The sequence below is a fragment of the Acinetobacter celticus genome (assembly GCF_001707755.1).
Lineage (GTDB): Bacteria > Pseudomonadota > Gammaproteobacteria > Pseudomonadales > Moraxellaceae > Acinetobacter > Acinetobacter celticus.
In genome coordinates this window covers 418,845-431,944 of the sequence record NZ_MBDL01000001.1, presented here as the reverse complement: position 1 = coordinate 431,944, position 13,100 = coordinate 418,845, and the positions used below count along the sequence as shown (strand labels likewise).

The 13,100-nt window shown below is 37.9% G+C and carries 10 protein-coding genes; 8 read left to right on the top strand and 2 right to left on the bottom strand.

Translation table 11 applies throughout. From position 1 onward, the window contains the following. The first annotated feature begins 2 nt into the window (after positions 1 to 2). The 7 genes from BBP83_RS02000 to galE are packed head-to-tail and all read left to right on the top strand — an operon-like array spanning position 3 to position 7,373. Positions 3 to 1,052, top strand: coding sequence for a glycosyltransferase family 4 protein (locus BBP83_RS02000; RefSeq protein ID WP_068885735.1), 1,050 nt, complete (start codon positions 3 to 5; stop codon positions 1,050 to 1,052). Further along, positions 1,042 to 1,872 carry a glycosyltransferase gene (locus BBP83_RS01995; RefSeq protein ID WP_068885734.1) on the top strand — a complete coding sequence of 277 codons (831 nt, stop codon included), beginning with the start codon at positions 1,042 to 1,044 and terminating at the stop codon, positions 1,870 to 1,872. Before BBP83_RS02000 ends, BBP83_RS01995 begins: the two co-directional genes overlap by 11 nt. Before the next feature lie 16 nt (positions 1,873 to 1,888). Next, positions 1,889 to 2,512, top strand: coding sequence for a sugar transferase (locus tag BBP83_RS01990; protein ID WP_068885733.1), 624 nt, complete (start codon positions 1,889 to 1,891; stop codon positions 2,510 to 2,512). A 31-nt stretch (positions 2,513 to 2,543) separates the two neighbouring features. Continuing rightward, the gene (gene galU, locus BBP83_RS01985) at positions 2,544 to 3,419 is read left to right on the top strand and encodes a UTP--glucose-1-phosphate uridylyltransferase GalU (protein ID WP_068885732.1); all 876 of its coding nucleotides are present in this window, start codon (positions 2,544 to 2,546) and stop codon (positions 3,417 to 3,419) included. Between the two features lie 12 nt (positions 3,420 to 3,431). Further along, positions 3,432 to 4,688 carry a nucleotide sugar dehydrogenase gene (locus tag BBP83_RS01980; RefSeq protein ID WP_068885731.1) on the top strand — a complete coding sequence of 419 codons (1,257 nt, stop codon included), beginning with the start codon at positions 3,432 to 3,434 and terminating at the stop codon, positions 4,686 to 4,688. Continuing rightward, complete coding sequence (pgi, locus tag BBP83_RS01975) at positions 4,688 to 6,361, top strand: glucose-6-phosphate isomerase (protein WP_068885730.1); 1,674 nt, start codon at positions 4,688 to 4,690, stop codon at positions 6,359 to 6,361. The genes BBP83_RS01980 and pgi overlap by 1 nt, the downstream gene beginning before the upstream one ends. Continuing rightward, positions 6,354 to 7,373, top strand: coding sequence for a UDP-glucose 4-epimerase GalE (gene galE, locus BBP83_RS01970; RefSeq protein WP_068885729.1), 1,020 nt, complete (start codon positions 6,354 to 6,356; stop codon positions 7,371 to 7,373). Before pgi ends, galE begins: the two co-directional genes overlap by 8 nt. Before the next feature lie 281 nt (positions 7,374 to 7,654). Here the strand turns inward: galE and BBP83_RS01965 are convergent, their stop codons facing one another. Then, positions 7,655 to 9,499, bottom strand: a complete 1,845-nt coding sequence (locus BBP83_RS01965; protein ID WP_068885728.1) for a N,N-dimethylformamidase beta subunit family domain-containing protein — start codon at positions 9,497 to 9,499, stop codon at positions 7,655 to 7,657. A gap of 697 nt (positions 9,500 to 10,196) precedes the next feature. Between BBP83_RS01965 and BBP83_RS01960 the strand changes: the two genes are divergently transcribed. Continuing rightward, complete coding sequence (locus BBP83_RS01960) at positions 10,197 to 11,642, top strand: capsule assembly Wzi family protein (RefSeq protein WP_068885727.1); 1,446 nt, start codon at positions 10,197 to 10,199, stop codon at positions 11,640 to 11,642. Positions 11,643 to 11,728: 86 nt separating this feature from the next. On the opposite strand, the gene BBP83_RS01955 is transcribed toward BBP83_RS01960, so the two are convergent. Next, positions 11,729 to 13,099, bottom strand: coding sequence for a phosphohexomutase domain-containing protein (locus tag BBP83_RS01955; protein ID WP_068885726.1), 1,371 nt, complete (start codon positions 13,097 to 13,099; stop codon positions 11,729 to 11,731). Position 13,100 lies beyond the last annotated feature (1 nt).

Sequence of the window (13,100 nt, the reverse complement as noted above, 5' to 3'; positions counted from 1 at the left end):
TTATGAAAATTGCATTTTTATTACCATCTTTAAGGAATTTAGGTCCGATTATAGTTGTTAAAGATATTGTAGATAGATTGTCTTGCAAGACTGGTGTTTCGATCGATATTTTTTATTTTGATGATTCTAATGATGATATTTTAAAGTTTAATGCTAATTGTATAAAAATGGATTTTTTTAAAAAATATGATTTTGAAGAGTATGATGTATTGCATTCTCATGGGATTAGACCAGATTTATATACAAGGCTACATAATATAAAATGTTTTTTGATCTCGACACAGCATAATATTATTTTTGAAGAATTTAGGATTTCAAACTCCTATATGAAATCTAAATTAATTGAAAAAATTTGGTTTTTTGGTTTGAGGAATAAAGATATTATTGTAGCTATTGGGAATACTGCTGAAAAGTATTATAAAGATAGTTTAAGTGTTAAAAATATTATTAATATACCTAATGGTAGGGATTTAAATATAAAAGAGTGTGTTAATGATGATGATGTACTGCTGATTAAGGAAATGAAAGAAAAATACATATGTATTGGCACATGTACTAGGGTGATAAAGAGGAAAGGTCATGAACAGATAATAAAAGCTTTACCTAGCCTTACAAATTATTGCTTCATATTAGTGGGTGATGGTGATTATCTAATGTATTTAAAAAAATTAGCAGAAGATTTAGGTGTTTCTAAAAGGTGCCTTTTCCTAGGTTATAGAAGTAATGCAATGGCTTATTTGGAGTATTTTGATATTTTTTCACAAACTTCGTATGCTGAAAGTATTTCTATTGCTTTGCTTGAGGCTGCATCAGCAAATAAAGCAATAGTCTGTACTGACATTCCTGTAAATAGAGATGTTTTTAATGATAAAGAGGTTGCTTATTTTCAACCAAATAACATTAAAAATCTTATCAGTGCAATAACTAATTTATCTGAAAAATCAGATGAATTTTCTAAAAATGCGTATGAAAAATACTTATTCAATTATACTCAGGAAATAATGGCTGATAATTATTATAATTTATATAAGAGCGTATTTTATGAAAATTAGTATTCTTATGTCATTGTACATTAAAGAAAATGAAAATTTCTTAAATGATTGTTTGAAGAGTGTCTGGGAAGAACAAACAGTTCCTCCAGATGAGATTGTGTTGGTTGTAGATGGGCCAATTGGAAAGGATTTACAAGATAGCTTGATTTTTTGGCAAAAAAGAATTGGTTCTTCACTTAAGATTGTACCTTTAGCTGTAAATGTTGGCTTAGGCAAAGCTTTAAATGAAGGTTTAAAGCACTGTTCAAATGACTGGATTTTTCGTATGGATACGGATGATATTTGTACACCTGATCGCTTTGAAAAGCAGATTAAATTTATACAACAAAATCCAGATATAGTCTTGTTTGGTGGTCAAATTTTAGAATTTGATCAAGAAATTTCAGATGCAAATGTATTCAAGGCAGTACCAGTGAACTACGGGGATATTAAGAAGTTTGCACAAAAAAGATGTCCTTTTAACCATATGACGGTGGCCTATAGAAAAGATATTATCGAGCATTTAGGTGGGTATAAACATCATTTATTTATGGAAGATTACAATTTGTGGTTGCGTGTAATAGGTGCAGATTATAAAGTTGCTAATTTAGAGGATGTGGTATTGTATGCACGTGTTGGCAATGGGATGCATGCTCGTAGAAAAGGTTTAGAATATATTAAAAGTGAAAAACAATTACTAAATTTAAAAAAAGAACTTAAAATTCAAAACTCAATGCATGCTAATATTCTGTTCTTAATAAGGTCTGCTTTTAGGCTGATGCCGAGTCCGCTATTAGGTAAAATTTATAATACTTTTCTTCGAAAAAAACTGAATAAATAGAGTGGTAATTTTAGTAATGAAAAGACTTGTTGACATAGTTATCTCGCTGATTGCTCTTATCTTACTTTCACCTATTTTTTGTTTCGTTACCTTTAAAGTCCGCAAAAATTTAGGTTCTCCGATCTTTTTTCTACAAGAGCGGCCAGGTAAAGATGGCAAACTTTTCAAAATGATTAAGTTTAGATCTATGAAAAATGCGGTGGATAAAAATGGTGAACCATTGTCAGATGAACAACGCATTACACCATTTGGTCAGAAGTTACGATCTACTAGCTTAGATGAAATGCCACAGTTAATTAATGTTCTTAAGGGGGATATGAGTATTGTAGGTCCTCGGCCAATGCTCAAAGAGTTCGTCGAATTGTATTCACCTGAACAAGCCCGTCGTTTAGAGGTGCACCCAGGCATGACAGGTTTAGCACAAGTGAGTGGTCGTAATGAGTTGGACTATGAAGAACGTTTTAAATGCGATGTATGGTATGTAGACAATCATAATATTGGGGTTGACTTTAAAATCATGTGGAAAACGGTAGGTGTCATGACTAAAAGAGAAGGCATTAATGCCCCAGGTCATGTGGGTCCTTCTTTATTTAAAGGCAATGATCCGAAAGAAAAAGCGGATGAAGTAAAAACTTCTTAATGTAATATTTAAACTTAATAGTAGAAATTTGATGATCAAAAAAGCCATTCTTCCAGTTGCGGGCCTAGGTACTCGCTTTTTGCCTGCAAGTAAGTCAATTCCCAAAGAAATGGTCACTGTCGTCGACCGACCTGCTATTGAGTATGTTGTGAAAGAGGCTGTAGCGGCGGGTATTGAGCAGATCATTTTAGTCACACATTCATCTAAAGCATCCATTGAAAATTATTTTGATCGTAATTTTGAGCTAGAAACGACCTTAGAAAATAAAAAAAAATATGATTTATTAAAATTGATTACAGAAATAGTTCCCGCTCACGTCAGTATTGTCAGTGTGCGACAACCACAACCCCTTGGTTTAGGCCATGCTGTATTGTGTGCAAAAGATATTGTGGGTGATGCACCATTTGCAGTGTTACTTCCAGATGTATTGGTTAAAGATTCAGACCCTGAAAATGATATTAGTCTTATGATTAAACGGTTTAGCGCATCACAAGCATCACAAATTATGGTTGAAGCTGTGCCAGATCACTTGGTTGACCAATACGGTATTGTGGATGTTGCTTCTAGTCCAGCAGAAGGCCAAAGTGTCGTCATGCAAGGGATTGTGGAAAAGCCTGCTGTAGGAACTGCACCTTCAAACCTGTCTGTGGTTGGGCGTTATGTACTGCCTGCCAAAATTATGCAATTACTTGAGCAAACGCCCAAAGGTGCGGGCAATGAAATTCAACTGACTGATGCGATTGCTGCGTTGCAAACGACAGATACAGTTGAAGCTTATCGTATGAAAGGTCAAACTTTTGACTGTGGTAGTAAGCTAGGTTATTTAAAAGCCGTGCTACATTATGGGGTAGCTCATCCACACTTGGGTGAAGATTTTAAAGCGCTGATTAAAGAACTTGCATTATAAGTTGGTGAATATATGAAGGTTGCAGTATTTGGACAAACTCTTTATTCAGGTGTATTGGCTGCTTTATTGGCCGAATGTGGTCATCAGGTTTTTTGGTGCGAACTGCTTGAAAAACCAAGGCTTGAACAAGCTTATATACAAGATGAAGCGGTTAAACAACTGATTGATAAACAGCAGAATAATGGTTTTCTAAAATACTGTACATTCGAAGATATTGATTTAGATACCCATGCCTATTTGTTTAGTTTTAATCCGACTGAAGAAAATCAAGCGCTTGAAATTTTAAAACAACTGAAACAGCGTCCGATTATTCATCCGAAATTGATGATCAATGCTTCAACTTTAGGTTTGCATGGCACTGCAAAATTTGAAAAAATCTTGCCAGAAGATGATTGGGTCTATTTGCCAGATATGATTCAAGAAGGCAATGCACTGCAAAGTTTGATTCAAACCAAGCAATTGATCGTCGGCTGTGCTTCTGATTCAAATCAAAGCAAAATAAGAGAGTTACTACGCCCATTATTTCCGCGTGAGCAGCAATATTTGTTTATGCCAGTCTTGGATGCTGAGTTCACCAAATTGAGTGTGTCCGGTATGTTGGCAACGCGGATTAGTTATATTAATGATTTAGCCTTGGTTGCAGAAAAATTAGGGATTGATATTGAACATGTCCGTCAGGGCATGGCAGCCGATAGTCGTATTGGTGCATCGTATTTGTACCCCGGTGCGGGTTTTGGTGGAGAGAATTTCTCGCATGATATACAAACGCTGACCAATACTGTTTTTGGTGCGGGTGCAAATAGCCAATTACTTTCTCAAGTTTGGGCGATTAACGAGCAACAAAAAGAGCTTTTATTTCGTAAGCTTTGGAATTATTACCATGGCAATTTAGCGGGAAAAATCGTTGCAATTTGGGGGGCTTCATTTAAAGAAAAAACCGCCCGTATTCAACAGTCGCCAATTCATGCCATGTTAAAAGCACTTTGGGCACAAAATGTGACGGTTAAGCTACATGATCCGCAAGCTTTGCCTGAAATAGAAAAAACATATGGACAGCGCCCAGATTTAATTTATTGCACAGAGCAATATGAGGCGACTCAAGATGCAGATGTCTTATGCTTATTAACGGCATGGAAACAATATTGGAGTCCGAACTATGCTGAATTACTCAAAATAATGAAGCATCCCCTAATTTTAGATGGGCGAAATATTTATGATCCGAGCTATGTGAAGGCACAAGGTTTCGCTTATATGGGAGTAGGGCGCTAATGATTGGAAAAATTCAGCCTTATTCTGTAGAAAATTTAAGCACAGTGATAGATGGTTTAAAGGCTTTAAAAAATCAATTTGAAGCTAAACATTTAACTGAATTATTTGCCGAAGACCCACAACGATTTCTTAAATTCTCAGTGACCTTAGGTCCTCTGGTTTTTGACTTTAGTAAACATCGTGTTGATGAAAAAATTATTCAAGCTTTAGTGCAGTGGGCCAATACGCAAGACTTAGCACCATGGATTAAGCGCTTATTTTCTTGCGAAAAAATTAACTGTACGGAACAACGTGCAGCCATGCATTGGGCCTTACGCCTACCTAAAAATGATCAACAACATCCAAAAATTGCAGAGCAAGTTCATCAGCAATTAGACAGAATGTTTGCTTTAGTGAATAAAATTCATGCAGGTCAATACCGCGGTGCAACGGGTGAAGCCATTCAAGATGTGGTCAATATTGGGGTGGGTGGCTCAGATTTAGGACCATTGATGGTCAGTCATGCTTTATCTGACTTTAAAAAAACCACATCGAAGCCACTCAATACACACTTTGTTTCAACCATTGATGGTAGTCAGCTTTCAGATTTGTTACATCAACTGCGTCCTGAAACCACCTTATTTATTATCTCATCCAAGTCCTTTGGTACTATTGATACTTTATCAAATGCCCAAACGGCACGTCTTTGGTTAGAAAAATCATTTGGTCAGGATTCTAAAATTTTAAAACATCATTTTATTGGTGTTTCGACGAAACCTGAAAAAATGACCGCTTGGGGTATTGCACCTGAAAATCAGTTCTTGCTGTGGGATTGGGTGGGTGGGCGTTATTCACTTTGGTCATGTATTGGTTTACCTATTGCTTTAACTGTCGGCGTAGAGGGTTTTAAGCAGTTTTTAGCGGGTGCACAGGCCATTGACCAGCATTTTCAAACAGCATCCTTTGCAAAAAATATCCCTGTATTAATGGGTTTGTTAGGTGCTTGGAACAATAATTTTTTAGATATTCAAACCCATGCTGTCTTGCCATATGATGGTCGATTAAAGTATTTCGCTGCCTACTTACAGCAACTTGAAATGGAATCCAACGGCAAATCCATTCAACGTAATGGTGAAAAAGTTCAATTCGATACTTGCCCGATTATTTGGGGGGAAGTTGGACCGAATGCACAACATGCGTTTTATCAATTGCTCCATCAAGGAACTCAGTCGGTGAGCAGTGATTTTATTGCTCCTGTACATCGTTATAAAGCAAAGCAATTTACCTATGTTGATAATGCCGATGCCTTGATTGAGCAACACCATTTGGCATTGTCCAATTGTTTGGCACAATCGCGCTTACTGGCTTTTGGCAATCAGGCTTTAGACCCAAGCGAAGTTTCAACTTTACCAGAGTATCAAAAATACGCAGGTAATCAGCCCAGTAGCACAATTCTATTGCAAGAGTTGAACCCATATAGTTTAGGCATGTTGATTGCAATGTATGAGCATAAAGTATTTGTACAATCTGTCCTTTGGAACATCAATCCATTTGATCAATGGGGCGTTGAAAAAGGTAAAGAAATTGCCAATCAATTGTTGCCTATTTTAAATGGTGAACAAACCGATGTATCGTCATTAGATGCATCGACACAAGGTTTAATTCAGATCTTAATGGGAAAAAATCATGTCTAAAATTTTAGTGACAGGTGGGGCAGGCTATATTGGTTCACATACTTGTATTGAACTTTTAAATGCAGGGCATGAGGTTGTTGTTCTCGATAATTTATCCAATAGTTCAGAAGAATCATTAACGCGTGTTCAAGCACTTACGGCTAAAAAACTAGATTTCGTTGAAGGTGATATTCTCGATCAACATATTTTAGATCACATTTTTCACAGTCATCGCATTGAGGCCGTAATCCATTTTGCAGGTCTAAAAGCGGTCGGTGAGAGTCAGCAAGAACCGTTGAAATATTTCGACAATAATATTTCAGGCTCTATCAGCTTAGTGAAAGCCATGGAGCGTGCTCAGGTCTTTAAGTTGGTGTTTAGTTCATCTGCGACCGTTTATGATGAAGCCAATGTATCCCCGTTAAATGAAGACATGCCAACGGGAATGCCAACCAATAATTATGGTTATACCAAACTGATTGTTGAGCAATTATTACAAAAACTTTCCATAGCAGATACGCGTTGGTCAATTGCACTATTACGTTATTTTAATCCTGTTGGTGCGCACAAAAGTGGCCAAATGGGTGAAGACCCACAAGGGATTCCGAATAATTTAATGCCTTATGTCACGCAAGTGGCGGTGGGTCGCCGTGAAAAATTGTCTATTTTTGGTAATGACTACGACACCATAGATGGAACAGGCGTACGTGATTATATTCATGTGGTCGATTTAGCCAATGCACATTTATGTGCTTTAAATAATCGTTTAAATGCACAAGGATGCCGTGCTTGGAATATTGGCACAGGCAATGGATGTTCTGTTTTGGAAATAGCCAAGACCTTTGAAAAAGTGAATGGAATTCATATTCCATTTGAGTTTTCGCCTCGTCGTGCAGGTGATGTTGCAACATCTTTTGCCAATAATGCACGTGCTGTGGCTGAACTTGGTTGGCAACCGCAATATGGATTGGAAGATATGCTTGCTGATAGTTGGAATTGGCAAAAGAACAATCCAAATGGTTATCAAGATTAAGCAATAAATGAATTTTTTGCTAAGTGGACTCAGTATCTTACTCAAGTGGAAATTTTTTTAGATTGTAGTTAATACCCTGTAAATAGAAAATTTGGAATTAGATCAGTTTTGTTTAATAAATTATAGTTAAAATAAGAGAAGTTCCATTAGCTGAAATTTCTCTTATTTTTGACTATAGTGAATTAAATACATGCCTAATGATGAAATTATTGTTGTTATTTTACTAAGTTAATTGCTATAGATAGCAGTTAATTTAGATTTTATTATAACTTTCCAACCTTTTAAGGTTTACGTAATCCATAAAGATCTATCTGCCAAATATAGTTTTCGGACGTAACGACGTAAAGAATCCATTCGATAACAGCAAGGCCAGTTGCATTATTACAATGATGAATATACTGCCAAGCGCTACTCTCGTTAATGAAATCAGAGTTTGATCGTAATAACCGATTGTCCGTGGTTGAAGCGAATAGAATGTCACTGTAAGAGGCCATTGCATTAATTGTTGCATCTCCTGCAAAAAATGTCATCGCGTTCCAAGATGGTATTGATCGCCTTGCTGGCGTTCTCCACAGCATACCGACTCCATCAACTGCATATAGCATGCCGCCTGCTGCGGCTAATGCCTTGCTTCCACCACTTGGTCCAGTTCCAATTGAGACCCAATTGGTTTCTGTCTCTGTAATTGAGCGCCACCAAAACTGATTGTCACTGGTAACGCAGAAAAGTGTATCTTCTATTCCCGCCATTGCGATAACATTGTTTGCGTGACCAATGTCTCGCCAATTTACATCTGCACCGATAGGATAGCGCTGTAAAAGTCTATTCTCTAGCGTTGCCATGAAAATTTTGCCATTCAGCGAAGCCAATGCGCAACCGTCATCCGCATGCCCGATATTTTCCCAATCCCATTGCGCGCGTTGTTTGAGACGACTAAAGACATTGCGTGTAACAATCGTAACAACTGGATCAATGCCCAAAACATTTAGCCAATCAGTGGTCGCTGCATTAAAAACAGTGCCGTTACGGGAATAAATCCCCATTGTTGCTCGTCCAGGTTTGCCGGTCCAAGAACTAAGGTCAGCGGTGGCAAGTATTGTGAATGTAAGTGGCGTGCCTTCATAACCAGTAGCACGAGGATAATTCTCTAGTTCATCCACGTAGGCGGTTGCATCCGCCTCGTAGTTCATAAATGATGACGTTGCTGTGGCCGAAACTCCATTAAATACCCAGTGCTCGGGTAAACGAATTGTATACGCGACATTAGGGCCACCATATGCACCATCTGTGAATCCAACGCCGAGAAGTAAGTTTTGTGGCCTATTTAGCGGTGGTTCGGCCCATGCTATTGTCGTTTCAGCAGCAATTGGGTTTGGGTCATTCCCTGCATATTTGTAGAAGACGACCAATCGGTTTTCTTGTTCTAGTCGGACTGCACGATAGCAAGTATTACCTGAAAGTATGATCATGTTGCCGCCATTAGCAACGAACTGCTCTGTTTGGTCACGCATGGCTTTTGTCCAGTATTCGTCGTGACCTGCGATTATTAGACAGTCGTAATTAGTGAGCAAATTTAGATTAGTATGCAGATCGATACTGGAACAATACTCAATTGCTATCCCCTCAGTTTCAAGCCAGTGAATTAAGATCGCTTCTGGCCCCAAGCTCAATGGTGTTCCTCCTGATCGATCAAGTGAAACTTTATTGGCGCGACTAGCTTCTCCTCCGCTGTTAAAACCATAGAGGCTTTTTCCGCCTGCTGCATTGTACGCAACAGGGGTCAGAAAAGAGACTTGAAGAAGAATTTTAGAAAAAGTGCCTGGCGTTGCTGACCGGACAACAAAGGTCAGTATATCATCAGATAAGTGAGCAAGCTTGTATAGACCTGATGGCCATGTTGCGGGAATATTAAATGATAATGCAACTGGCCAATTGAAGCCTTCCCATGGATTTAATGAGGGGAGAGCTAGACTTGATAGAGTCGCAGAAATAGTTGTCGAAACTGAGGTATTGCCTATACGTTCAATAGTTAGATTTGTTAACCCAGGCGAATCTGTACTAAGGTGAAAACTGACAGAATCTCCTGCCATAACCGATGTAGTTGATGAATAACCAGAAACAATCATATTGCATCTCCTTCATTATGAAAAGATGGCAGATTAGCTTCAATACAACCTTATTCTAAGAAGCCTAGAAAACCCTTTTCTGACATCTAGTTAAATTTAAGCTTGTTTATAAATGTAATGTAATTGAGCATTATATGATTATTTTAATGCCTATTATATTTTAGGATATAGCATCTTTAAGGGAATATCACAACATATTGATTCCATAATAATTTACATTTTCTCAATAGACTTATTTAATAAATTATTTTACTCAATTCCATGTTGAAAACTCTACGGTACAGATAATCAATAACATGTAGATCGATTTTTGATTTATGAAAGAGATTTAATGATGAACTATATTAGATTTATAATGCTTTTTTATAGAAAAACATCACCTTTTTGTGAAAATTTACTGGATGAGTTGTTGATAAAAATTAAATACTAATTTTATATTGTAGTGTATCTAGGAGTGCTGGCCACAATTTCAGAAGATTTTGGCGAAATATGCCAAATGTTTTTTTACTTGACTGGTTATTTTAAATTAATTTGAAAGATTGTTAGATATTCAATACCTTGTACTGGATAAGCTTGTTACGTTTTTATAATAGTTGCAGATCATGTATCAATTCTGCAAACATTAATATTCCAGTGCATCGAAGGTGTAAAATTTCGCTATGATGTATGAAAAAATAGCTAGGACTAAAGAACGTTGATGAAACACAAATATTTAAAATTTATTTCTACGGCAGTTTTGTCGGTTGTTTCATTACCTGTTACGGCACAGGGAGTTATCTTAAATAATGAAAATTTACGTACAGATTTAAACTGGTTGAACCATCAAGGTGTAATTCAAATCAGTACTTCAACATGGCCACTGAGTGGGGATGAAATACAGCGCGTATTATCTGCTGCGAAAATTAAAAACTCTACTCAACAAAAAGTTTTAAATTCGGTGAAAGCTAGTTTAGTGATAGAAAATGAACCACTGAAGTTAGCTTTATTTGCTGAAACAGATCCACAAAATGTCCCACAAAAATTTGCAGATGAGCAAAAATCGCAGTATCAAGCATCACTCGAAGTGAATGCAGGTGGAACACAGTGGGATGCTAAATTGCGAGTTAATGCAGAGAAGGATCCAATCATTAACCATGGGCATGATGTTAATGTTGAAGGTTCGTATATTGCGGGGAAATTGTGGAATCAATGGTTGATCGCAGGCCAAATCCCGACTTATTGGGGACCGGGACATGAAGGAAGTTTGATCCGCGGTGATGCAAGTCGTCCTGTTTATGGTTTTACGGCGCAACGCGCTGAACAACAAGCATTTGATAGTAAATGGTTATCTTGGATCGGCCCATGGCAATATCAAGCTTTTGCTGGTCAGTTAGATGATTACAGTGCAATTCCAGATGCTAAATTATTAGGATTTCGTTTAACTGCTCAGCCCTTGCCTTATTTAGAGTTGGGAGCTTCGCGGATTCTTCAATGGGGAGGAGAGGGCCGTTCAGAAAGCTTAGATTCATTGTGGAATGCCATTAAAGGCAATGATAACTTTTATGATGGTGATTTAGACAAGTCTAATCAGATTGCAGGTTTTGATGCACGGCTCAATTTAAATCAATGGGGTGGTATACCCATTAGCCTTTATGGGCAATATGTGGGAGAAGATGAAGCAGGACTATTACCTTCGAAAAAAATGTATTTGGCAGGTATAGATTATTCTTCACAGTTCAATAATTTACCACTCCAAGTATATGCCGAATGGGCAGATACACGGACAAATGGAGAGGTTAATGGCATTTCCTATAATCATTACATTTATAAAGATGGTTATTATCAACATGGTTACCCTCTAGGTCATGCAATGGGGGGAGATGGCCAAATGTTGAGTTTGGGTGGGGATATTCGCTTTGATCCCATGAACCGTTTGAATGGTAGAGTGTTGGTCGCGAAAGTTAATCAATCTGATTCATTAACAAATCATGCTTTTACTCAAAAAGATGAAATTAAAGCGATAGATTTGACATGGACACATTACTTAAAACCAAACGCACCATTGAAACTTAATGGATGGGTGAGTGATTCTGATGTTTATGGTCAAGATGCTGGGGTTTCACTTAGTGTGGAAATTCCTTTAGATCGCTCGTTATTTTACTAAGCTATGTGCTTCGAGCTACACATATTCAAAAAAACCATTCAACTAACAACTGGTTGAATGGTTTTTTTATTTTGGGCAAAAGAGAATTAGCCTTGAATGAGCTGCGTAAGCTCTTCGATATAAAATTGCATTGGCTGAGGGTTTTTAGATGCAGTACTTTCAATATTTAAACGTAAAAGTGGCTCAGTATTGGATGCACGCACATTGACACGCCAAGTACCAAAATCTAGACTCACCCCATCCGTTTGGTCAATTATTGGTTTTTGATCAGCAAAATGATCAAAAATTTTCTGAATAGTTTTTTGCGTGTCTGCCACTTTAAAGTTAATTTCGCCAGAGCATGGGAATTTGGCAATCATGCCTTCAACCAGTGCAGAGAGATTTTTCTGGGTTTCAGACAGTACGGCAATAGCCAATAACCATGGAATCATGCCGCTGTCGCAGTAGGCGAAATCACGGAAATAATGATGCGCAGACATTTCCCCGCCATAGACAGCATTATGTTCACGCATGACATCTTTAATGAAGGCATGCCCAGATTTTGACTGTACCGTTTGGCCTTGGTATTGATGAACAATATCTAAAGTATTCCACACCAAGCGAGGGTCATGCACAATTTTTTCACCTGATTGCTTCAGCAGGAAAGCTTGCGCCAAGAGGCCGACAATATAGTAGCCTTCAATAAATTGGCCTTTTTCGTCAAACAGGAAGCAACGGTCAAAGTCGCCATCCCATGCAATGCCCATATCAGCACCGTGTTCAAGCACCGCATTACGAGTGCTATCGCGGTTTTCTACCAAGATTGGGTTAGGAATACCATTGGGAAAAGTGCCATCGGCATCATTATGAATTTTAATGAATTCAACAGGAATACTGAGTTGTTTAAATTTGGTTTCAATGGCATCAACCACATGACCTGCAGCACCGTTCCCTGCATTCATCACCAATTTCAGTGGACGAATTTTTGCAGGATCAATATAGGTCATTAAGTGTGCAATGAATTCAGGCAGAATGTTGTAGGGCTGTATTGTCCCTTTTTTACTCACATCTTCAAATGTACCCAATTCGGCAAGGGCCTGAATGTCTTTTAAACCTGTATCTGCACTGATTGGACGGGCATTTTCACGCACCAATTTCATGCCATTATAATCCATAGGATTATGACTGGCTGTGACTTCAATCCCACCTTGAACATCTAAATGAAACGCACCAAAATAGACTTCTTCTGTTCCCGTCATACCTAAATCAAGAACATTCACACCTGCATCGTTTAAGCCCTGAATGGTGGCCTGTTTCAGCGCTTCACTGCTTAAACGTATATCACAACCAATCACCACTGTTTTGGGCTGGTAAATTTGACCATACGCACGCCCAACTTTATAGGCGATATCTTCGTTGAGTTCTGTGCCTAATTTTCCACGAATATCATAGGCTTTAAAGCAAGTGAGCTGTGACATC